The sequence below is a fragment of the Methanobrevibacter thaueri genome (assembly GCF_015062905.1).
GTDB lineage: Archaea > Methanobacteriota > Methanobacteria > Methanobacteriales > Methanobacteriaceae > Methanocatella > Methanocatella thaueri_A.
On the sequence record NZ_SUTK01000014.1, the window covers coordinates 18771 to 40180 of the forward strand.

Consider the following 21410-nt stretch of genomic DNA (forward strand, 5'->3'; position numbering starts at 1 on the left):
TAACTAGTCTATCCTCAAACTGAAATTAAGGCTTCTTGATGAATGTGTCAGTGCTCCGATAGAAATGATGTCAACACCATATTCAACATAATCCATGATATTGTCCTTTGTGATTCCGCCTGAAACCTCAATGAGAGAATTTTGACGAATTTTGAGTTTTTCAAGCTCATCAATGACTTCCTTGACTTCATCACCGGACATGTTGTCAAGCATTACAATATCCGCACCGTTTTCAACGCATTTGACCGCATCATCCAATGTTTCAACCTCTATTTCAATTTTTTTGGAAAAACTTGTGTTTTCTTTGGCTTTCAATAGAGCGTCCAAAGGAGATCCGCAAACCGCAATGTGATTGTCCTTAATCAGAACCATGTCATCCAAGCTGAAGCGGTGAGTGTCCGCTCCTCCAACAGTCAGGGCATACTTGTCAAATTTTGCTATTCCAGGAGATGTTTTACGGGTGCCTGCAATCCTTACATCATAATCGCGAACCAAATCAGCATATTCAGCTGCCGCACTGGCAACACCACTCATCCTCATGAGCAGATTCAATGCTGTTCTTTCAAGAAGCAATATTGTTCTTGCATCTCCCCTAAAAGAAATCAGCAAATCGTTCCTGGAGATTTTGACCCCTTCCCTTAAACAAAGGGTAATTTCAACACCATATTCTTCAAATAATTCTCGGATGACATCAATTCCTGCCAGAATGCCTTCATCCTTTGATACGATAGATGCATTTACAATCTTATCCTTTTCGACAACTGCATTAGAGGTAATGTCTCCAAATCCTTCATCTTCAGCAAGCATATATTCAATAATCTTATCCAAAAAATCACCTAAAATTTAATATAATTATGAATATATAATTAATTGTATATTAATATTGAAGTGATAAAATGGAAGTGACATTTTTAGGAACCTCATCAGCGGTCCATTCAAAAGACCGCAATCATCCGTCAATTGCAGTCAAGGCGTTCGGAGATGTATTCTTATTTGATTGCGGTGAAGGGACACAGAGACAATTATTGTTTACCAATGTAAGTCCCATGAAAATATCAAAGATATTTATCACACATTTTCATGGAGACCATATTTTGGGCCTTCCGGGATTGCTTCAATCAATGAGCCTGAATGGAAGAGAATCAAAATTAACCGTTTACGGTCCGAGAGGCTTGAATAAACTAAAAGATGCAATTTACAGCTTAGGCTATTGTGCAATCGAGTATCCTGTTGAATTTATTGAAATCGACACTGGAATCGTTGACGAAACTGATGAATATGTAATCAGTGCACAAAGTGTAAGGCACAATGTTCCGTCATTGGCCTATTCAATTGAAGAAAAGAAAAAGCCACGCTTTTTACGTGAAAAAGCCATTGAATTGGGAGTTCCCGTTGGTCCCGCTTTTGGAAAACTGCACAACGGAAAAAATGTTGAAATCGACGGCAAAATCATAAAGCCGGAACAAGTCCTTGGCCCTCCCCGAAAAGGAATCAAGCTAACCTATTCCGGCGACACACGTCCCTGTGAAGAGATGATCATGTTTGCAAAAGACAGCACATTGCTCATTCATGAGTCAACTTTCATACAAAAAGAAGCACAGAATGCAGAGGACTATGGACATTCCACTTCCCAGGATGCCGCTTTTGTTGCCCGTGAATCCAACAGTGAAAAATTGATAATCACCCACATCAGCACAAGATATGGGGAAGAATACGCCCAGATAATGCTGAAGGAAGCTCGGGAAATCTTTGAAAATACCGAATTGGCCAGAGACTATATGGAAGAAAACCTTCGAGGAAAATCATGAATATTCTACCGTTAAACAATCCTACACTGACACCAATCTATATTTTGATTATCATTATCGCAGCATCAATGCTTACACGCATTATTGCCTTTTTAATGAACAAAATGAACAGATTTAAAAAGGACATGACTGTAGTCTATCTCATAAGAGACATTATAAATTATATAATCTATTTCATTGCGCTGATGGTGATTCTGCAGTTTTTCGGGATCAATCTGACCGGAACCCTATTGAGTTTGGGTATTGTAGGTATTGCAGTGAGTTTTGCTGCAAAGGATATCATTTCAAACCTGTTTTCCGGAATCATACTAATTTTGGGTAAAAGCATAAAAGTTGGTGACACCCTTGAAATCCATGACAAAAAGGGCGTTGTTGAGAGGGTAACCCTCAGATCCACAATCATTGTCGATGATTTTGGAGTTAAAGACAATATTCCCAACTCAACATTGACAAATGACGCCTACCTACTGTTTAAGAAACCGGAAAAATATAGAGTGGACATAGTAACGGGACTGGCATTGGATGTTGATGTTGAGGAGTTTGCATCCTACATTACCAAAAAGATTCTAGAGTATGATGAAATCTCAAAGGAACCTGAACCTGAGGTCTTTGCCAAAGAGATATCATTTAAACAAAGTAAAGTGAAAGTGTCATTTTGGGTAAAAGATTTTAATAGTAAAGATAAATATAGATTAATAGTCATTAACGAAATAAGGAAATATGTTGTAAAGGGTGGAAAATATGAGTAACTCACTTCAAGAAGAAATCTTAAAATTAAAAGAAGAGAAAAATGCAATAATTCTTGCACACAACTACCAGCCAAAGGAAGTTCAGGAAATTGCCGATTTTTTAGGAGATTCACTGGAATTGTGTATAAAGGCTTCTGAAATAGACGACAAGGATCTGGTAATATTCTGCGGAGTCGACTTTATGGCGGAAACCGCTTTTATCTTAAATCCGGACAAAAAGATTGTCATCCCAACACTTGAGGCCGAATGTCCTATGGCACATATGCTTCCTGAAGAGGAACTGCTAAAGGCAAAAGAAGAGCATCCTGATGCAGGAGTCATTCTTTACGTCAACAGTATTGCTGAGGCAAAACAGCACGCAGACACATTATGTACCTCCGCAAATGCAGTCAAGATTGCAGAAAGCCTACCGCAGGACAAGATATTGTTTGGACCAGACAAAAACCTTGGAACTCATGTCGCAGAAAGAACAGACAAGGAAATCATTCCAGTTCCAAAAGACGGCCATTGCTATGTGCACAGGTTATTCCATGTTGAAGATGTTGAGCTTAAAAGAAAAGAATATCCTAACGCTGAGATAATCTGCCACCCAGAATGTAAGATTGAAGTTCAAAAAGCGTGTGACGAAGTGATGTCAACCGGTGGAATGTTAAGACACATTGCAGCAAGCGACAAGGAGGAATTCGTTATCGGAACTGAAATCGACATGATTACAAGAATCAACTCAGAGGTTCCGGGCAAAAAATTGTATCCTATGCTTGAAGGGGCAATCTGTGAAACAATGAAGCTCCATACACTTGAAAAAATCAGGGATGCACTTGTCAATGAGGCTCCGGAAGTCACATTGCCTAAGGATGTTGCCGACAAATCCCGAAAAGCCGTTGAACATATGTTAAATGCTAGCTAGACTAGCTTTAACACCTTATTATTTAAATTGCTTAAAAAAGGCGATGACCTCTTCACCAATATGGTCATAATCTTTTTCTTCAAAGTAATATTTCTCTTTTACATCTTCCTGTTTTAGAACAATTGAATTGGAAACCTGGTCTTTAAACGGTAACATGTCAAGTTCATAATTGAAATAGTTATCATTGGTTGAGACGAAGAAAGATTTTGCCTTAATATTGCCCAACTTTTCTACAACATCATACTCCAAAAAACAGTCATTTCTGAATTTGAGATCATAGATGTCCCTAAAGAAGCATTCATCGTTAAAATCTTCAAAAATTGCGGAAATTTCATCATTGCCCAAATTATTAAATATTTTTTTGGAGGACGAATGTGCAAAAAGCAGTGCATTAATCGCCATCATATTTTTAGTTTTTGAAACACTGTATCCATCAGTATAGTAATCATCTATTGAGTCTATGATAAGTTCCAAAACTTTTGAAATGATGAATCTGTAACCTGATAGCTTTGCAGCACTATTGGCAAGGAAAATAAATTCCATATCATCAGGAAACTCACATGCCCAGGTTAGAACTATATAACCGCCAATACCTTCTCCAACCAGACCTAAGATCTTTTTAATTTTGAATTTATCAGCCAAAAACTGTCTTTTAAAATTTACAACATCAAGAAGGGTATATCTTGGAAATTCATAATTTAATCCAGTGGATGAAGGAGAACAGGTACCTGGAATTCCTAAAGGACTAATTACAATAAAATAGAATTCATCAGTGAAATTACCATTATCCATTATATACTTATGAGACTCTCTTAAAAAAGAATAGATACCATTGAAAGTGGAAAAAAACAGGACTGCATTTGTAATGAATCCTTCTTCATCATATTTTGGAGTGCCGAATGTCTTATATTCGACTTCAACATTTTCCAGCACCCTGCCATACTCAAATTCAAATGATTCCATTACATGAAAATTACTTTCAGGATACATTTAAAAAAACCTCGTTTCTAATAAATAGGTAGTAACTGAAAACATATAAATTTTTTTAAAAAAAGTTTGGAAAAATTGATAAAAAATTAAATACATTTAGATTTTAATGTAAAAGTATAAAATATATTACATATCTTCCAGAAAACTTGACAGGAAGACATTCATTTCAATCTCTTCACGGGCAATGAAATCATCCAATCTTATTTTTGCAACATCACTTTGGAAGGGATACAATTCTTCACTGAAATGCATTGTCAATGTCAAAACATCGTCGTTAACTGCGAGTTCCTCATCCAAATTTGCCTTCAGATAATCCAGCTGGCTTTCGGACAAACCTGAAACGGAATACCTGATGAATTTCCCATTGTCGTCATCACCATAATCTGAAATGCTAACAATCATCAAACCCCTCCATAAATTCTTTTAATTCATCGGAAATTGTTTCAAGCTCATTGAAACACAAATGTCCCAATTCGGAATCCATTATAATCAGCCGTGAATTTTCAATCATCCGAGACATTGGAATGCCATCCAATTCGGGAGGAAAATGAGGGTCCTGTTTGCATGAGATGATTAAAACCTCAGAAGTAATCTTGTCCAAATCATCCTCCACATCAAAGTTCATGCAAGATTCATTGCAGTATTTCAAATCGTAAATGTCTGTTTCAAGCATCTCATTTCCGAATGTTTCAAATTCAAATGCCAGCTCCTCATTGGACATTGACCTTAATGCCTCCTTGGAAAGTCCAAAATTAAATTCGGCAAGATTCGCCAATCTCAAAGTCCTGATTAGTGAGTAGGTCATTTCGCCGCTTGCATAATCCGGATCAGATGTTATGATTTCATCGACAAATTTTGAAAGGATGTAATCATGGCCTGCAACCTTATAGCTGCTTACGCCACAGATGATGAATTCCTGAAATTCAGGATAGAGGATGGCCTGTGTCAGACCGATGAAACCTCCCATAGAATTGCCGATAAGTCCCAAAACATGTTTGATGCCAAACTTTTCGGCCAAAAACTGCCTTTGGAAATTGACTACATCAACAAGGGAATATTTTGGAAACTTATTTTTCAAATCGGTTGTTGAAGGAGAGCAGGACCCCGGAGAGCCCAAGGCGGACATGCTTACAAAAAAGTATTTGTCGCCATCAAACGCATCGCCCTTTTCGGTCAGTGGCAAAATCTTGTTTATTCCCGCAAATGTTCCAAGAGATCCTGAACAGTAAACAATTGCATTACTGATGGAACCCTCCGCGTCATATTTTGGAGTTCCAAACGTCATAAACTCAACAACGGCATCATCAATCACATCACCATTTTCAAATTCGAACGAATCCATGGTGAAATACTCTTTTTTTTCTTCAAAATATTCATCATCGTAAATGGAAATTCCTCCCCTGAACTATAATAATTGATTTTGAAAACAAATTATTTAAATTAATCTAGACAATGTAAATTGTGATGAAATATAAAATTTTAGAAAAACCTAATTGCGAAGATGCTTATGACCTAATTGAGGAGGCTCTCAGAAAAAGGGCAACAATACTTATTTTTGCATGCTGCAAGGTAAACTATGAGGGAAGGGCTCTGAGTGAATTGAACTGGGGAGAACGCATAATAATGATTAAACCAGATGGTGCGTTTTTAATCCATCAGGAAAAGAAGGTGGAGCCGGTCAATTGGCAACCTCCAAAATCACGAACCAGAGCATATATCAAAAACGACAACCTGTTTTTAGAAAGCCACAGGAGAACTCCTAAAGAGCTTTTGACAGTTGAAATAAAGCAGATTCAGTTCATCAACTATGCGAATGTAGAGGACTTTGAGGAGCTTGAACAGGCAGGATATGAAAAGGACATGAGCGACATGATAATGGAAAAGCCCCATATAATCGAGGAAGGCTTCAAGCCGACCACAAGGGAGTACAGTGTCGAACATGGATTCATTGACATCTTAGGAAAGGACAGCGACAACAATTTGATGATTCTGGAACTGAAGGCCAGAAAAGCCGGAGTGACCGCCGTAAAACAGCTTAGACGCTACATCCAGGATATGGAAAATACCGACAACGATTATCTAAGGGAAGTTGAAGCCGAAAAGAAAAAGATAAGAGGTTTGCTTGTTGCGCCGTCAATCATGGACGATGCATTGGAGATGATTGAAGAGGAAGGCATTGAATTTGTATCTGTTGAACCTCCCCGTGAGTTAAAAAGAGACAAAAAAGTAACCCTGGATTTCTTTTAATCCAGAGCATCTTCAATTCTTTTTAGTTCTGATTCATAGAATTTCTGAGTGAATTCATTAGCCGGAATTGAAGTGGTTACGTGACAGTCCTTTTCCAATTTGTAAATGAGATATTCATCGCTTTGAAGAGGAATGGTCTCATCATCACCCAAAACTTCAAGACCCTCCAATTCGGATAGGATATTTTGATATTCTGTTTCTTCCAATGCAATTGTATCATCCAATTCCATATCCTGAACCTTAGGATTCAATTGCATTGCAATAGCTACAAAACCGTTGACCGTTTTATCCGAAATAGAAAATTTTGTATTCCTGATTTCCTCCATGGAGAACTTGATATGATCTATTGTGTTTTTGGTAACAGGTATTTCTCTGGATAATCCAATCTGGTTAATTTCATAATGGTTTTTCCATTCGCCAATTTTATAAACCGCATAATTTATATCATCAAGATTAATCATTTCTTCATCTGCCATACTATCACATTAATTAAATATATTTTTATAGTATAAAAATTAAATGTAACATTTAATGGAGGGAAATCTGTGAAAAAATGTCCTGAATGTGGAAATCCTAGTTATGATGGGGCTCCTGTTTGCGGAAATTGTGGTTATACATTCCCCAAACCAAAAGTTGCACCACCTAAAAAAGAGGATATTTTCCAAGAAAAACCAAGATTAGAGAAAAAGACCGATGATGACGGCATTATTACTATTATTAAAAAAAACAAGTTAGTTATTGGAACTATTTTACTTATAACATTAATCGTTATTTGCGGAATTGTGATTATGGGATCAAGCAATAACAATACTAGCAGTAACTCCAATCCTGTAATTCAATCAACAAACGATTTAGTCGAATTTGATGAAGGAGAATTTTCATTTAAGTATCCAAGCACTTGGAAACAAGTAAACGGTAGCGATGAAGAACACACCGATGCTGTATTCTTCCAAAATGAAAACAATGCAACTATTGAGTTTTATAATATATCTACTGATGCCAATTCCTTAAAAGACATAACTCAACAAAGAATCAGCCATGCCCAAGAAGGCGGCGATTATGTCGAACTTGTTGAGACAATTACTTTGGACGGCAGAAACTCATCAAATATGCTAATTGAAAATGCAGATGGTGACTACACCAGATACGTATCAATGTTCAGTGATGGAAGATTATATGTTTTCAAGGTAACAGGATCTTCTGAAAACTCCCTTACTTCCGAAGATATTGAAAGCGCTATAAAATCTGCAGATATTGCTTAAGTATGATTCAATCATACTTTTTTCTATTTTTTTGTATTAACATGACCAAAATCAGACTCGCCCTTTGTCAGATGAATGTTGTTGACGATAAAGAAGCCAACCTTAAAAAAGCCAGCTCAATGATAAGAGATAGCGTAGCCAATGACACTGATTTTATCGTTTTACCCGAAATGTTTAACTGTCCCTATTCAAATGACAAATTCATTGAATACGGCGAAGAGGAAGCTGACAGTCTCACTTTAAATGTCATTTCCGAACTGGCAAAAGAGAATGATGTTTATATCCTTGCAGGATCGATTCCTGAAAGGGAAGGGGACAAACTATACAATACCAGTTACCTATTCGATAAAAGCGGCTCTGCAATTGCAAAGCATAGGAAAATGCATCTTTTTGACATTGATGTCAAGGACAAGATTACATTTAAGGAATCGGATGTGCTGACTGCAGGCGACGAGTTCACAATTGTCGAGACTGATTTTGGAAAAATCGGCATTGGAATATGCTATGACGTTCGTTTTGTTGAGCTTGCAAGGATAATGGTTGAAAATGGAACTGAAATTCTCTTCTATCCCGGAGCATTCAACCAGACAACCGGACCCGCACACTGGGAGCTGCTGTTCCGCTCAAGAGCGCTGGACAACCAGGTCTTCTGCGTCGGCGTTGCACCGGCATTGAATATGGATGCGAGCTATCACAGCTACGGCCATTCAATCGTTACAAATCCATGGGGCGAAGTATTGGCACAGGCAAGCGAAAAAGAGGAATTGATTTTCTGTGAAATTGATTTAAGTGAAATAAAAAAAGTGAGGGAAGAAATTCCCGTTTTAAAAAATAAAAGGAAAGACCTCTACGAAGTCATTAGAAAATGACTATTTCAATTTAGCCAATCTTTTTTCGAAGTAGTCGACCTTTTTGGTGCCGTCAAACACTTCGATGGCAGTTTCTATGACCCTGACTTCATTGTCATAGTCATCCGCTTTTCTGTATAGGATACATAATCTTTTATATGGAGCATCCTTAGCCTGTTTTGCTTCCACATAACGTTCATATTCCTTGATTGCCTTTTGAGGATTGGTTTTTTCCATCTCTTTAATTGTGCTCATTGGAATGACTTTTACAATCGCTTCACCGGATTCCTTTGCCTTTTGTCTTTTTTGAGCTTTCTTGATGGCTTTGTTACATGATTTTTTGAAGTCCTTATCATCTTCGGATTTTCTTGCATCCTTGATCAATTTGATTGCATCATCGCTTGCAAGGTCACCCAATGCCTGAATGGCAGCAAGCCTGACTCCCCAATCTTCATCCTCCAGACATTTTGCAATTGAATCAAGTTCATCTTCAGCCTGAAGCTCACCTAAGGCACGGACTGCAACCTTTCTAACTCCGAAATCATCATCAGAAGTTGCCTCAACAAAATAAGGAATGACTTTTTTATCTTCAGTTTCTTTAAGTGCAAATGCTAAAAAACGTTTGTCTTTACCTTCGGCATTTGTAAATTCTTCAATTAATTTATCGACAGCCACATCACCCATGCTGCCTAAAATTTCAGCCGCTTTGAATCTTACTTGCGCATTATCATCAGTAGTAGCTTTGATTAAGGGTTCAATAGCTTCTTCATCAGTGCCTCCGACCAATGATTCGATAGCTTCTTTTCTGACCTTAACATCTTCGTCGGATAAATTGTTAATTGCTTCTTCAAAACTTAAATTTGACATAGTTATAATTAGATTTTAGAAATATATAATCTTTAAGAAAAAAAATGTTTTTAAAAAAAAATAGAAAAAATAAGAGAAAAAATCTCTTATCTAAATAGCTGTCCAACCACCGTCGATACAGATCAATTGACCTGTACAGAAACTGGATGCGTCAGATGCTAAGTAAATTGCAATACCGTCCAATTCACCAGGTTTACCTAAACGGCCTGCTGGACAATATGCTGCAATAAGGTCCATGAATCCAGGTAATTCAATGGAGTCTACAGTCAATTCGGTTTCGAATACTGCAGGACCGATAGCGTTTACGGTAATGTTGTATTTAGCCCATTCTACAGCTAAGTTTTTGGTTAAGTTCATTACTCCACCTTTAGCTGAGGAGTATGCACTAATTCCTCCTCCAGGGAAGATAACTCTTGAGTGGATTGAACCGATGTTGATGATTTTACCATATTCTTGTTCAATCATGATTTCTCCAACAGCTTTACACATGTAGTAGACACCGCTTAAGTCGATGTGAATGTGTCTTTCCCATTCTTCGTTGGATTGGTCAGTAACCATTTTGTTGTTACCCATACCTGCTGCGTTAACTAAGATGTCAATTCTTCCGTAAGCGTCCATGACTTTTGCAACAGCTGCGGTGATACTGTCGTAATCACCTACGTCACATACAGCATACATTACTTCGGTTCCGAATTCTTTTTCGATTTCAGCAACGTTTTCTAATAATCTTTCTTCTCTTCTAGCGAATAATGCTAATTTTGCACCTTGGCTTGCGTATGCTTGAGCAATTTGCCAACCAAGACCTGATGAAGCTCCAGTAATGACTGCAACTTTGTCTTTAATATCGAAATAGTTTTTCATTTTTAATCACCTTAGTCCTAAGACTATATATAAATATTTGAAAAATAAACTATTTAACTATTTTTATATGAATTGTTGAGTAATATTCAATATAACAAATTGAACGAATAAACAAATTTAAACAAATGACAAATTTAATGAATAAACTGGCCAATAAATATATGTTATATTTTTTTGACTGTACAAAAATATTTACAAAAATTGTAACAACAAACTTTATTAAAATTCAAAGATTAATATTATTATAAAATATTTTTAACAAGAGATGAGAAAAAATGATTGAAGAGCAGACAAAAAGCCATTCCAAAAAGGAGATTTTCAAGACACTCCACCAGTGGGTCAGGAAATGGTTCGACTCCCAATTTGAAGATTTCACGCCCGCTCAGAAAAAATCAATCATTGACATCCACAAGGGGAACAATATCCTCATCTCATCACCGACCGGTTCCGGTAAAACACTGACAGCATTCCTATCGGTCATCAGCGAACTGACCGAACTTGCCGAGAAGGACGAACTGGAAGACAAGGTCTACTGCATCTACATTTCCCCATTGAAGGCCCTTGACAATGACATCGAAAAGAATTTGGATGAACCTCTCGAAGGAATTGAAAAGATTGCCGGAAAAAGTCTGGGAATCAGAAAAGCAGTCCGGACCGGAGACACCACACAGTACCAAAGGCAAAAGATGCTTAAAAAGCCGCCCCATATCCTCATCACCACTCCGGAAACATTGTCAATCTTATTGGTGGCTCCGAAGTTCAGGGAAAAGCTGAGCCATGTCAAATATGTAATCATCGATGAGATACATTCGCTGGCTGAAAACAAAAGGGGAGTGCACCTAAGCCTGTCCCTGGAAAGGCTGCAGCATCTCATTGGACAGTATACAAGAATAGGCCTGTCAGCAACCGTCAGTCCCATTGAGGAGGTCGCCCGTTTCCTTGTTGGCTATGAATACGGCGTCGAGAGAAACTGCAAGGTGGTCAATGTCAACTATCTAAAGGAGCTTGATATGGAGGTTATGTGTCCTGTAAGCGACATCGTGCTTGCGGATGAAGAGGACACCCGTTTGGGAATGTATGACCTTCTTGATGACCTTATACAGGAAAACAAGACAACACTGATATTTACGAATACAAGAAGCGGAACCGAAAGATTCGTCTACAATCTGAAAAAGATGTATCCGATGCATTACAATAACGAAAACATTATGGCCCACCACTCCTCTCTTTCAAAGGAAGTCCGTCTGGAAACCGAAAACAAGCTGAAGGAAGGAAAGCTCAAGGCAGTGGTCTCATCAACATCCCTGGAACTGGGAATCGATATCGGATACATTGATCTTGTTGTTTTAATTAACTCTCCTAAATCCGTTGCAAGGGCACTGCAGAGAATCGGGCGAAGCGGACACCGGCTCCATGAAAAGTCCAAGGGAAGAATCATCGTTACAGACCGTGACGACCTGGTTGAATGTTCGGTTCTTCTTAAAAACGCCAAGGAAGGAAAAATCGACAAGATAACAATACCTTCAAACTGCCTTGATGTCCTGGCACAGCACATCTACGGAATGAGCATTGAAAATCCATGGGACATCGACTATGCATATGACGTGATACGAAAGAGCTATTGCTACAAGGACCTCACAAGAGACGATTACGAGGATGTTTTAAGTTATCTTGGCGGAGAATACGAAGAGCTTGAAGAAAGGTATGTCTATGCAAAAATATGGATTGACTATGACAACAACACATTCGGAAAACGGGGAAAGCTGGCAAGAATGCTTTATTCGACAAACATAGGAACAATACCTGATTCGTCTGGGGTGCTTGTCAAATGCGATGGTGAAACCGTCGGAAAGATAGAGGAGTCATTTATGGAAAGGCTGAAAAAGGGAGACACTTTCGTGCTTGGAGGGAGAACATACAGATTCAACTACGGCAAGGGAATGACCATAAACGTGACTCCCGCAAGCGGACCTCCAACAATACCTTCATGGTTTTCACAGCAGCTGCCTCTGTCTTTTGACCTGGCAATGGACATACAGAAGTTCAGATCATTTATGGAAGCCAGATTCGAGTACAGGCGAAGCAAAGAGGAGATAATGGAGTTTATCTACGATTACCTATACGTTGATGACTTTGCGGCAAATTCGATATATGAATACTTCGTCGAACAGTACAAGTATGCGAAGATTCCTTCAAACCGCTGCTTTCTCATAGAGTACTATAAAGGGTTCGGAGGGCGAAAATTCGTAATCTTCCATTCACTATTCGGCCGCAAGGTCAACGATGCGCTGTCACGTGCAGTGGCCTACGTGGTTGCCCAAAGGTACAACACAAATGTCACAATATCCATATCAGACAATGGATTTTATCTGAGCTCAGACGGCACAATAGGAGGTTTGGAATCATTCAGGGAATTGAATCCTGAAAACTTCGAAAGAATCCTGACAAATTCCCTTAACAAGACCGAAACACTGGCTTCAAGATTCAGGCATTGTGCCGGAAGGTCATTAATGACTCTAAGAAGATATAAAGGAGAATCAAAGTCAGTTGGTCGCCAGCAGGTGCGGGGCAAAATACTGCTTAAGTATGTGCAGGACATGGATGACAATTTTTCAATATTAAAAGAGGCTAGAAGAGAGGCAATGGAAGACTATATGGACATTAAAAATGCCTTAAAAATCATAAACATGATTGATTCGGGGGAAATGGAAATAAAAACAATCAATACAGTAATTCCAAGTCCTTTTGCATTCAATCTGGTTTCACAAGGTTATCTTGATGTATTGAATCAGAACGATAGGGGAGAATTCACAAAAAGAATGCATCAGGCAATACTTGAACAGATTAAGGATAAATTGAAAGAACTTTGATAACAACAAATAATTTTAATAATGAGTTAAATAATTATATTAAACGGTGATATTATGGCTAAAACAAGTGCAGTATTTATTGGATTTTTACTGACAATTGCTGTAAAATTATTCTTTGCACCCTACGAATTTATAGGATTATTGATTGTAGGGTTCATCACAGGATATATTGCACATTCCGGAGCGTTAAGCGGACTTTGGAATGCTGCACTTGCGGGAGCATTAGGCACAATCATCAGCGCAATATTATTTATTTTGGTTGCAACATTTGGAGGAAGCCTTGTGGGTCTCTTTGGAGGATTAACCGGATTTACACTCTCAGGAATCGCAAGCCTAACTGTTGTGATTGAAACTATAATTTATTATGCGATTGTAATGGGAATTACAGGAGCATTTGGAGGAGCAGTAGCTTCCAGAAACAAGTAGTTTGGAGATATGAAATGAACAAGTTTACAGATTTGAATTTCAAGGCTTTAGTGTTTGGAGCGGCAATAGCCGGCGCATTTATACTATTCGGATGGCAAATTAATGATTGGCTTTATCCATTTGCATCAATTGGGCTTTTATATGCAGGATATGGTCAGAACAATTGGAAACAGGGAACACTGTGTGGTGCAATTGCATCAACACCTATTATCGTTTTGACATTCCAGGGATACATGGGCCAATTCGACGGATTTTTCCTAACTGAAAATGGAATGATGGCCTTGACCGCATTGATTTTAATAATTGGTGCATTCGTTGGTTTTGTTGGTGCATGGACAAAAAGAAGCCGTGAAATGGCATTAGCAGAACAAGAAAAAAAGCAGAATATAGGTAAAAATAAAAATAAAAAGAAAAACAAAAAATAATAACAAATTTATGTTATTATTTTTTCTAATTCATCTCTTTCTATACCGTTTTTGATTTCAAGAGCAATTCTTCTTCCCATACTCATAGGTTTGCCGTAAGTCAAGTATGAGTAAGGAGAACCGTCCATGAATGTGTTTGTTCCACCGTCGGTTCTTGCACTGATTTCAAAACAGATTACTTCCAGATTATCATTTACTAATGTTTGCATACAGAATGGTCCGTTTAATCCAGGAGCAACTAATTTTTTAGCACTTTCAGTTAATTTATCAGCAATGTCAAATACTTGTGGAAGCAAGGATTCACGAATTACTGCAGGGTGGTTACCGGTTACAACATAAGATGGACTTAAGTCAATGTCCAATTGGTCTTTTGCAGGCATCCTGACAAAACCATCAATACTTGATTCGTATCTTGTATCCATACCCATCAATTCGACCTTGTCATCGAGAGCTGAGTAGAAATAGTGGATACAGTAGTTACATCCTGAAACATACTCTTCAATGTGGGCAGCTTCTACATCGCTGTCTTCCAACCATCCACGGGCTTTCATAGCTTCGATTTTTGCATCGAACTCTTCAGTGGATGATGCTACAAAGTAACCTCTTCCTCCTCTTGCACCTGGGAATTTGACCATTACAGGACGGTCGATTTCTGAAGGGCCATTGTATTTGAATGGTATTCTTACATTACCTTCAACAAGCAATGCTCTTTCCTTGTCCCTTTCAGCTTCCCATCTGAGCACGTCTCTGTTTCCAAACATTGGGACATTAAATTTATCTTCTACGTTATCAAGACCGGCGTATGCAACAAAAGATCCGTGAGGAACAACGATTGCATTCATATCTCTGAGTTTTTGCTGAACATCCTCATTGACTATGTCCTTGAATTCATCGACAATGATGTATTCATCTGCAACTCCAAATCTTTGATATGGAACTTCTCTTCCTTTTTCACAAACGATAGCGGTTCTAAATCCTTCTTCCTTTGCACCTTGCAAAATATGTAAAGAAGTGTGACTTCCGAGAGTAGCTATTGTGATTTCACTTTTGTCATAACCAGCCAAAATATCTAAAATATCTTCCTTTTTAACTTCTCCCATTTTATCTTCTCCTAAAAGAATGATATTTAAATATATATTTTTAACAATTAATAAAGTTTTTTTAATTAATTTTAATAGGAATAATTAACAGAACATTATATGAATAATTAAGGAATGAAAAAAATGTTAATTGGTTTAATATCAGACACCCATATACCTGACAGAGCAAGAATATTGCCTCAAAATGTAATTGATGCATTCAGCGACGTTGAATTGATTTTACATGCCGGAGATCTGACTTCCCTGAAAGTCTTGGACGAACTGGAACAGATCGCTCCGGTCATGGCAGTTCAGGGAAATATGGACCGTGCCAATGGAATTGACCTGTCGAGGGCAAAGATTGTTGAAGTTGAAGGCCTCAAAATCGGAATCATACATGGGGAAGTATATCCGCGTGCGGACAGCGACCAGTTATTGTATCTGGCCAAGGAACTGAATGTGGACATATTGGTTTCAGGACATTCCCATCAGCCAAAAATAGAGCAGAAGGAAGGGATTCTGCTTTTAAATCCGGGAAGCCCTATTGTTCCAAGGCTTGCAGACAGAACAGTCATGTTGCTTGAAATCAAAAACAAGGCAGTTGATGTGGAGATAGTCAAGATTGGCTCACCGGTATGCAGTGCACTTGACTTTGACCAATACAAGAGGGATTGAAATGGGAAGCAAATGGCAAATGGAAAAACATAATGACCCCTATTATAAAAAAGCTAAAAAGGAAGATTATCGTTCAAGAGCATCATATAAACTCAAACAGCTCGATAAAAAATACAAGCTCATCAAGCAGGGAAATACAGTAGTGGACCTTGGTGCGGCACCGGGCGGATGGTCCCAGGTCGCCCTTGAAAAGGTAGGCGAGGATGGGATTGTTGTCGGTGTTGACTTGAACAGATTCAAAAAGTTCCACGAAGAGAACTACTACGGAATCAGAGGGGATTTCACAACCCCTGAAGTTCAGCAAAAAATAATGGACATTATCGGAGGAAAGGCAAAAGTGGTAATGTCTGACGCATCACCTTCACTGTGCGGAATCAAAAACATTGACCAGCTCCGGTCCATTGACCTGACATATGCTGTTATCGGAATAGCCGAGAATATCCTGGAGCCGAAAGGAAATCTTGTCATGAAAGTATTTCAGGGCCCCGAATATAAGGAAATGCTGGATTCACTCAAAAGCAAATTCAGGCATGTGAGAACTACAAAACCCGCATCATCACGTAAAAAAAGCTCTGAAATGTACGTGGTCGGCCTGGAATATATGCCTAACAAAAAAAAATAGAAAAAGAAAATAAATTAAAGTTCGTTGTAGGCTTGATTGGCTGTTTTGAGTTTTTCTTTAGCGAACTCAATCCTACTGTCCACTTCATTAGACGGTTTGCCAGCATCCAAAGCACTTTGAACATTCTGAATGGCCGAATCTGCCCGTGACAACTCTATTTTTGCATCGTTATACACCTTGACATCATCAGGACCACCAGCATAATAAGTCGCTTTTACACTATCGAACTTGACAGACAGATTGTTATATGAAGATCGTAACTCCGCAAGTTCATCATATTGAGTTCCAGAGGATATTTCATTAGTAATTCCATTTGAAACAACGCTGTAACCTACATATGCTACAACAATGATTGTTGAAATTATCATGATGATTCCAACAACAGAAATTAGCATTGAAGTGGATTTGAATAAGCTTAATCTAGATTTTCTCATATTAACCTCAAATAATAAATCTATTATATACCAATATGTTCATTTTAGTATATTAATATTACTTTTCAGATGCTCTTTGGTAATGTTTTTTAACTATAAAAAAAATAATATTAAGACAATGAACTCTACTAGCAAAACACAAACATCAACTGCAAAATTTGAAGAATTTTTTGCAACATCATATAAGGATGACGTATTCAAGATACTCGAAAAATATCCTGATGACAGGTCACTGACTGTGAATTACCAATCATTAGAGATGTTTGATCCGGAATTGGCTGATTTATTGATTGAAAAGCCTGAAGAGGTTATTCAAGCGGCACAGATTGCTATAAAAAATATTGATCCATTAGTGAAGGACGCTGACATCAATATTCGTTTTGAAAATCTGAGCAACATCATTCCGTTAAAAGACCTCTTGAGTAAGTATATTGGAACATTTGTCTCAGCTGACGGAATTGTGAGAAAAACAGATGAAATAAGACCTCGTATTGAAACCGGTGTTTTTGAATGTAGAGGATGCATGAGATTGCACGAGGTCGAACAGACATCTGGAAATCACATCATAGAACCGTCATTATGCAGCGAATGTGGTGGAAGGTCATTCAGACTGCTCCAGGAGGAATCAAAATACATAGACACCCAAACCGCAAGGATGCAGGAGCCTTTGGAGAATCTGTCTGGAGGAACCGAACCTAAACAGATGCTGATGATTTTGGAAGACGACCTGGTTGACGACCTGAATCCTGGAGACAAGGTAAGAATCACAGGTACCCTTAAAACATTCAGGGAGGAAAGAAGCGGTAAATTCAAAAATTACATCTATGTCAATCATATTGAACCGCTGGAGCAGGAATTTGAAGAGCTCCATCTTTCCGAAGAGGATGAAGAGAAAATCATTGAACTGTCACAAGACCCTCACATTTACGATAAGATTATCAAATCCACAGCACCATCAATCAGAGGATATAGGGAAGTTAAGGAAGCTATTGCCCTTCAACTGTTTGGAGGAGCTGCAAAACAACTTGAGGATGAGACCAAACTAAGGGGAGACATTCATATTCTGATTGTTGGAGACCCAGGTATTGGTAAATCCCAGATATTGAAATACGTTTCAAGACTCGCACCAAGAAGTATCTATACAAGTGGTAAAGGTACAAGTGGAGCAGGATTAACTGCAGCAGCCGTTAGGGACGAACTTGGAGGATGGTCTCTTGAAGCAGGTGCATTGGTACTTGGGGACCAGGGTAACGTATGTGTTGACGAATTGGACAAGATGCGGTCAGAAGACCGTTCAGCGCTTCACGAAGCATTGGAACAGCAGACCGTAAGTATTGCAAAAGCCGGAATTATGGCAACATTGAATTCAAGATGTTCCGTTCTTGCGGCAGCAAACCCTAAATTCGGAAGATTCGACAGATACAAAGTGCTTGCAGAACAGATCGATTTGCCTGCACCAATCATTTCCCGTTTCGATTTGATATTTGTAATTGAAGACAAGCCAAGCAGGGAAAAGGATTCCGATTTGGCAAAACACATTCTGGAAATACATAAGGAAAATACCGTAAACTACGAAATCGAACCTGAACTGCTTAGGAAATATATTGCATATGCCCGTAAGAACATCAATCCACGCCTAACCGATGAAGCCAATGAAATTCTAAGGGAATTTTATGTAAATACCAGAAACAGCAATCCAGAAGAGCAGGGCGCAGTCCCAATTACCGCCAGACAGCTGGAAGCTACCATTCGTCTGGCAGAAGCCAGCGCCAAAATCAAGCTTAAAGACAAAGTGGAAAAAGAGGATGCTGACAAGGCGGTTAAACTGACCATGTTCTGTCTTAAGGACATTGGTGTCGATCCGGAAACCGGTGAAATCGACATTGACCGTATCGGAGACGGCACACCAAAATCCGACAGGGACAAAATACAAAGGGTAACCGAAGAGATCCAAAACCTTGAGGAAGAATTAGGCGGAGACGCTCCATTGAATGTTTTAATCTCAAATATGAGTGATAAATATGGAATGAGCGAAGACAAAACCGAGCAAATTGTCAGAAACCTAAAACAAAAAGGAGTAATCTACGAACCTACTACAGGATACTTTAGAATAGCCTAAATTATCCCATTTTTCATTTTTTTTATTGAAAATTTCAGAATTCATGTTAATTATCAATACATTAATAAATGATTAAAACTAAATTTAATATATTATACTTATACTAATTTTATAAGGAGCGATAATTATGGATAAATATGAAGATTTATTAGAAAGAGCAATAGACCAATTACCTCCTGAAGTATTTGAACACAAAAGATTCAAAATTCCTAAAGCTTATTCAGATATCCAAGGTAATAGAACATTCATTAAAAACTTTAAAGATGTTGCAGAAGGTTTGAACAGAGACCCTCAACATTTATTGAAATTCTTAATGAGAGAGTTAGGTACTGCAGGAAATATCGAAGGTCAAAGAGCAATCCTACAAGGTAAATTTACTCACTACTTGATAAATGAAAGAATTGAAGATTATGTGGACAAATATGTAATTTGCCACGAATGTAACAGACCGGATACAAGAATTATCAGAGAAGGTAGAATATTCTTACTTAAATGTGCTGCATGCGGTGCAACAGCACCTTTAAAATCATTATAATTCTACTTTTTTTACTTATTTTTTTAGAGATACAATGTTTTGTCCAGAGTGCGGAAGTACAGATAAAGAGATGGTCGGAGACATCTGCATAGACTGCTTTTTAAAGGAATTTCAAATGATCGAGATTCCAAAAAGAATTGAAGTTCAGATATGCAGCCACTGCAACAGCAAACTTGAAGAGGGAAAATGGAGCGATGAGTTCATTCCCGAAGAGGAAATCATTTACCGCGCACTTGAGAGAAACATCCAAATCGCCGACGAGGTTGAAAATGAAATAATCAACCTTGAGATAGATCAGATCAAGGGAACAATAGCTTACTGTTATGTTGAAGTTATTGGTGAGGTTCACGGTACACAGATAGAGGAAACCCATGACTGCGAAGTCAAAATCCTTAAAACAGTCTGTCCAACATGCAGCAAAATACAGTCCGGATATTATGAAACTGTAGTCCAGTTCAGGGCAGATTCAAGAGAGATAAAAGCCGAAGAGTATGTCAAAGCGGATGAGATTGTTGAAAGGACACTGATGAAACAGTCAAAAAGTGACAAGCTGGCATATTGCCCTCAAATCGCAAAGCTGAAGGAAGGCTATGACTACTACATTGGATCATTCAAATCAGGCCACAAGGTCGCTGATGCGCTGACTGAAGAATTTGGAGGCATAATAAAGGAATCCCCAAGGCTCATAAGTGAGGACAAATCCACCGGAAAAGGACTTTACAGGGTTTGGATTTCAGTCAGAATCCCTGAATTCGAAATTGGCGATTTCATTGGATTTGAGGATAAGATCCTTCAAGTGACCAGCATCGGCAAAAGCAGCGTTGTCGGAGTGGACATTTCAACAAACAAAAAGCATAACATTCCAATGAAAAATATGGAAAGCATAAAACTCGTCAAAAAATCAGATGACATTGAAACTACAACAATAATCTCAAAATCCCCTCAATTCCTTCAGATTCTAGATCCAATAGACTATTCTGCATTGGACCTGAACATGAAAGAGGAATATGATGAATTGAATGTTGGCGAAGAAGTGAGACTTATTAGAATTGAAAATAACGTTTATTTATTGATTTAAGTGATAAAATGAATATTGAAGAAAAAATTCAATTGATTGAAGAAGGAACTTTGGAAGTTATAGACACAGAAGAATTGAAAGAAGTGCTTGAAAAAGAACAGCCTATAGCTTATACCGGTTATGAACCTTCAGGTAAAATCCATTTAGGGCATGCCGTAACCGTGCAGAAATTAAAGCAACTGCAGAAGTTAGGCTTTAAGATTAAAATCCTATTAGCAGATTATCATGCATTCCTTAATGGAAAAGGAACAATTGAAGAGATTGCCGAAACCGCAGAATACAACAAAAAATGTTTCCAGGCATTGGGGCTTGACGAAACCACTGAATTCGTTTTAGGTTCATCTTTCCAGTTAGAGCCATCCTACACAGATAAAGTTTATCAATTGGCCACCATGACCACCTTAAAAAGGGCCAGAAGAAGTATGGACCAGGTAAGCCGTGCCGACGATAACCCTAAAGTGGCCAGCGTAATCTATCCTATCATGCAGACCGTCGATATGGCTGCATTGGAGGTTGACATTGCACTTGGAGGAATGGAACAGAGAAAAATCCAGATGCTGGCACGTGAAAACCTGGAAAAAATCGGCGAAAACGTTCCTGTCTGCATT

24 protein-coding genes are annotated in these 21410 nt (G+C 38.3%); 15 read left to right on the plus strand and 9 right to left on the minus strand.

The annotated features are described in order from the left end of the window. Window positions 1-3: 3 nt before the first annotated feature. Entirely contained in the window at window positions 4-828 is an 825-nt protein-coding gene (nadC, locus tag E7Z79_RS04325; protein WP_303738746.1) for a carboxylating nicotinate-nucleotide diphosphorylase, read from the minus strand. A 68-nt stretch (window positions 829-896) separates the two neighbouring features. Between nadC and rnz the strand changes: the two genes are divergently transcribed. Genes rnz through nadA form a run of 3 tightly spaced genes read left to right on the plus strand, consistent with a single transcriptional unit; the run spans window position 897 to window position 3464 of the window. Then, window positions 897-1808 (plus strand): ribonuclease Z, encoded by a 912-nt coding sequence (gene rnz / locus E7Z79_RS04330; protein WP_303738747.1) that lies wholly within the window; start codon window positions 897-899, stop codon window positions 1806-1808. Beyond that, complete coding sequence (locus tag E7Z79_RS04335) at window positions 1805-2557, plus strand: mechanosensitive ion channel family protein (RefSeq protein ID WP_303738748.1); 753 nt, start codon at window positions 1805-1807, stop codon at window positions 2555-2557. The genes rnz and E7Z79_RS04335 overlap by 4 nt, the downstream gene beginning before the upstream one ends. Then, window positions 2550-3464 carry a quinolinate synthase NadA gene (gene nadA / locus E7Z79_RS04340; protein WP_303738749.1) on the plus strand — a complete coding sequence of 305 codons (915 nt, stop codon included), beginning with the start codon at window positions 2550-2552 and terminating at the stop codon, window positions 3462-3464. Before E7Z79_RS04335 ends, nadA begins: the two co-directional genes overlap by 8 nt. An 18-nt stretch (window positions 3465-3482) precedes the next feature. On the opposite strand, the gene E7Z79_RS04345 is transcribed toward nadA, so the two are convergent. From E7Z79_RS04345 to E7Z79_RS04355, 3 genes are all read right to left on the minus strand, one after another. Further along, window positions 3483-4454, minus strand: a complete 972-nt coding sequence (locus E7Z79_RS04345) for an alpha/beta fold hydrolase (protein WP_303738750.1) — start codon at window positions 4452-4454, stop codon at window positions 3483-3485. A 126-nt stretch (window positions 4455-4580) separates the two neighbouring features. Continuing rightward, window positions 4581-4856 carry a DUF5750 family protein gene (locus E7Z79_RS04350; protein ID WP_303738751.1) on the minus strand — a complete coding sequence of 92 codons (276 nt, stop codon included), beginning with the start codon at window positions 4854-4856 and terminating at the stop codon, window positions 4581-4583. Further along, complete coding sequence (locus tag E7Z79_RS04355; RefSeq protein ID WP_303738752.1) at window positions 4846-5796, minus strand: alpha/beta fold hydrolase; 951 nt, start codon at window positions 5794-5796, stop codon at window positions 4846-4848. Before E7Z79_RS04355 ends, E7Z79_RS04350 begins: the two co-directional genes overlap by 11 nt. A 122-nt stretch (window positions 5797-5918) precedes the next feature. On the opposite strand from E7Z79_RS04355, the gene nucS reads away from it, so the two are divergent. After that, window positions 5919-6701, plus strand: a complete 783-nt coding sequence (gene nucS / locus E7Z79_RS04360) for an endonuclease NucS (protein WP_303738753.1) — start codon at window positions 5919-5921, stop codon at window positions 6699-6701. Here the strand turns inward: nucS and E7Z79_RS04365 are convergent. Next, window positions 6698-7177, minus strand: coding sequence for a hypothetical protein (locus tag E7Z79_RS04365; protein WP_303738754.1), 480 nt, complete (start codon window positions 7175-7177; stop codon window positions 6698-6700). The two genes, nucS and E7Z79_RS04365, sit on opposite strands and share 4 nt — an antisense overlap. Window positions 7178-7246: 69 nt before the next feature. Between E7Z79_RS04365 and E7Z79_RS04370 the strand changes: the two genes are divergently transcribed. Together E7Z79_RS04370 and E7Z79_RS04375 are read left to right on the plus strand one after the other, a co-directional pair. Beyond that, complete coding sequence (locus tag E7Z79_RS04370) at window positions 7247-7963, plus strand: zinc ribbon domain-containing protein (protein WP_303738755.1); 717 nt, start codon at window positions 7247-7249, stop codon at window positions 7961-7963. A gap of 41 nt (window positions 7964-8004) precedes the next feature. Beyond that, window positions 8005-8832, plus strand: a complete 828-nt coding sequence (locus E7Z79_RS04375; protein ID WP_303738756.1) for a carbon-nitrogen hydrolase family protein — start codon at window positions 8005-8007, stop codon at window positions 8830-8832. Here the strand turns inward: E7Z79_RS04375 and E7Z79_RS04380 are convergent, their stop codons facing one another. Both E7Z79_RS04380 and E7Z79_RS04385 read right to left on the minus strand, forming a co-directional pair. Further along, window positions 8833-9678, minus strand: a complete 846-nt coding sequence (locus E7Z79_RS04380; RefSeq protein WP_303738757.1) for a HEAT repeat domain-containing protein — start codon at window positions 9676-9678, stop codon at window positions 8833-8835. A 90-nt stretch (window positions 9679-9768) separates the two neighbouring features. Then, entirely contained in the window at window positions 9769-10539 is a 771-nt protein-coding gene (locus tag E7Z79_RS04385; protein WP_303738758.1) for an SDR family NAD(P)-dependent oxidoreductase, read from the minus strand. A 275-nt stretch (window positions 10540-10814) separates the two neighbouring features. Here E7Z79_RS04385 and E7Z79_RS04390 point away from each other — a divergent pair, with 275 nt between their 5' ends. From E7Z79_RS04390 to E7Z79_RS04400, 3 genes are read left to right on the plus strand one after another with little or no spacing between them, the layout of a single operon-like run. Further along, window positions 10815-13409 carry an ATP-dependent helicase gene (locus tag E7Z79_RS04390; RefSeq protein ID WP_303738759.1) on the plus strand — a complete coding sequence of 865 codons (2595 nt, stop codon included), beginning with the start codon at window positions 10815-10817 and terminating at the stop codon, window positions 13407-13409. 54 nt (window positions 13410-13463) lie between these two features. Continuing rightward, complete coding sequence (locus E7Z79_RS04395; protein ID WP_303738760.1) at window positions 13464-13835, plus strand: DUF5518 domain-containing protein; 372 nt, start codon at window positions 13464-13466, stop codon at window positions 13833-13835. A 14-nt stretch (window positions 13836-13849) separates the two neighbouring features. Next, a complete protein-coding gene (locus E7Z79_RS04400) occupies window positions 13850-14260 on the plus strand; it encodes a hypothetical protein (protein ID WP_303738761.1) in 411 nt (136 codons plus the stop codon). Between the two features lie 8 nt (window positions 14261-14268). Here the strand turns inward: E7Z79_RS04400 and E7Z79_RS04405 are convergent, their stop codons facing one another. Next, window positions 14269-15360, minus strand: coding sequence for a formate--phosphoribosylaminoimidazolecarboxamide ligase (locus tag E7Z79_RS04405; RefSeq protein WP_303738762.1), 1092 nt, complete (start codon window positions 15358-15360; stop codon window positions 14269-14271). Window positions 15361-15474: 114 nt separating this feature from the next. Between E7Z79_RS04405 and E7Z79_RS04410 the strand changes: the two genes are divergently transcribed. Then, window positions 15475-16014, plus strand: a complete 540-nt coding sequence (locus E7Z79_RS04410) for a metallophosphoesterase (RefSeq protein ID WP_303738763.1) — start codon at window positions 15475-15477, stop codon at window positions 16012-16014. Window position 16015: 1 nt separating this feature from the next. Further along, window positions 16016-16636, plus strand: a complete 621-nt coding sequence (locus E7Z79_RS04415) for an RlmE family RNA methyltransferase (protein ID WP_303738764.1) — start codon at window positions 16016-16018, stop codon at window positions 16634-16636. Between the two features lie 14 nt (window positions 16637-16650). On the opposite strand, the gene E7Z79_RS04420 is transcribed toward E7Z79_RS04415, so the two are convergent. Beyond that, a complete protein-coding gene (locus tag E7Z79_RS04420; RefSeq protein ID WP_303738765.1) occupies window positions 16651-17070 on the minus strand; it encodes a hypothetical protein in 420 nt (139 codons plus the stop codon). A gap of 118 nt (window positions 17071-17188) precedes the next feature. Here E7Z79_RS04420 and mcm point away from each other — a divergent pair, with 118 nt between their 5' ends. From mcm to E7Z79_RS04440, 4 genes are all read left to right on the plus strand, one after another. Further along, complete coding sequence (gene mcm / locus E7Z79_RS04425; protein WP_303738766.1) at window positions 17189-19189, plus strand: minichromosome maintenance protein MCM; 2001 nt, start codon at window positions 17189-17191, stop codon at window positions 19187-19189. A 127-nt stretch (window positions 19190-19316) separates the two neighbouring features. After that, on the plus strand, window positions 19317-19724 hold the full coding sequence (locus E7Z79_RS04430) for a translation initiation factor IF-2 subunit beta (RefSeq protein ID WP_067040760.1): 408 nt from the start codon (window positions 19317-19319) through the stop codon (window positions 19722-19724). Between the two features lie 34 nt (window positions 19725-19758). Then, window positions 19759-20802: a 60S ribosomal export protein NMD3 gene (locus tag E7Z79_RS04435; RefSeq protein ID WP_303738767.1), complete on the plus strand. Its 1044-nt coding sequence runs from the start codon at window positions 19759-19761 to the stop codon at window positions 20800-20802. 8 nt (window positions 20803-20810) lie between these two features. Continuing rightward, window positions 20811-21410: tyrosine--tRNA ligase (locus E7Z79_RS04440; RefSeq protein WP_303738768.1), on the plus strand; the 600-nt coding region annotated here is incomplete at its 3' end.

Excerpts from the sequence above, each read along its gene's own strand:
- E7Z79_RS04335 (WP_303738748.1), top strand. The coding sequence starts at position 1,805 with ATGAATATTCTACCGTTAAACAATCCTACACTGACACCAATCTATATT.
- nucS (WP_303738753.1), top strand. The coding sequence starts at position 5,919 with ATGAAATATAAAATTTTAGAAAAACCTAATTGCGAAGATGCTTATGAC.
- E7Z79_RS04420 (WP_303738765.1), bottom strand. The coding sequence starts at position 17,070 with ATGAGAAAATCTAGATTAAGCTTATTCAAATCCACTTCAATGCTAATT.
- E7Z79_RS04410 (WP_303738763.1), top strand. The coding sequence starts at position 15,475 with ATGAAAAAAATGTTAATTGGTTTAATATCAGACACCCATATACCTGAC.
- E7Z79_RS04350 (WP_303738751.1), bottom strand. The coding sequence starts at position 4,856 with ATGATTGTTAGCATTTCAGATTATGGTGATGACGACAATGGGAAATTC.
- mcm (WP_303738766.1), top strand. The coding sequence starts at position 17,189 with ATGAACTCTACTAGCAAAACACAAACATCAACTGCAAAATTTGAAGAA.
- E7Z79_RS04430 (WP_067040760.1), top strand. The coding sequence starts at position 19,317 with ATGGATAAATATGAAGATTTATTAGAAAGAGCAATAGACCAATTACCT.
- E7Z79_RS04405 (WP_303738762.1), bottom strand. The coding sequence starts at position 15,360 with ATGGGAGAAGTTAAAAAGGAAGATATTTTAGATATTTTGGCTGGTTAT.
- nadA (WP_303738749.1), top strand. The coding sequence starts at position 2,550 with ATGAGTAACTCACTTCAAGAAGAAATCTTAAAATTAAAAGAAGAGAAA.
- E7Z79_RS04415 (WP_303738764.1), top strand. The coding sequence starts at position 16,016 with ATGGGAAGCAAATGGCAAATGGAAAAACATAATGACCCCTATTATAAA.
- E7Z79_RS04345 (WP_303738750.1), bottom strand. The coding sequence starts at position 4,454 with ATGTATCCTGAAAGTAATTTTCATGTAATGGAATCATTTGAATTTGAG.
- E7Z79_RS04385 (WP_303738758.1), bottom strand. The coding sequence starts at position 10,539 with ATGAAAAACTATTTCGATATTAAAGACAAAGTTGCAGTCATTACTGGA.
- E7Z79_RS04395 (WP_303738760.1), top strand. The coding sequence starts at position 13,464 with ATGGCTAAAACAAGTGCAGTATTTATTGGATTTTTACTGACAATTGCT.
- E7Z79_RS04390 (WP_303738759.1), top strand. The coding sequence starts at position 10,815 with ATGATTGAAGAGCAGACAAAAAGCCATTCCAAAAAGGAGATTTTCAAG.
- E7Z79_RS04365 (WP_303738754.1), bottom strand. The coding sequence starts at position 7,177 with ATGGCAGATGAAGAAATGATTAATCTTGATGATATAAATTATGCGGTT.
- E7Z79_RS04435 (WP_303738767.1), top strand. The coding sequence starts at position 19,759 with ATGTTTTGTCCAGAGTGCGGAAGTACAGATAAAGAGATGGTCGGAGAC.
- E7Z79_RS04400 (WP_303738761.1), top strand. The coding sequence starts at position 13,850 with ATGAACAAGTTTACAGATTTGAATTTCAAGGCTTTAGTGTTTGGAGCG.
- E7Z79_RS04380 (WP_303738757.1), bottom strand. The coding sequence starts at position 9,678 with ATGTCAAATTTAAGTTTTGAAGAAGCAATTAACAATTTATCCGACGAA.
- rnz (WP_303738747.1), top strand. The coding sequence starts at position 897 with ATGGAAGTGACATTTTTAGGAACCTCATCAGCGGTCCATTCAAAAGAC.
- E7Z79_RS04355 (WP_303738752.1), bottom strand. The coding sequence starts at position 5,796 with ATGGATTCGTTCGAATTTGAAAATGGTGATGTGATTGATGATGCCGTT.
- E7Z79_RS04375 (WP_303738756.1), top strand. The coding sequence starts at position 8,005 with ATGACCAAAATCAGACTCGCCCTTTGTCAGATGAATGTTGTTGACGAT.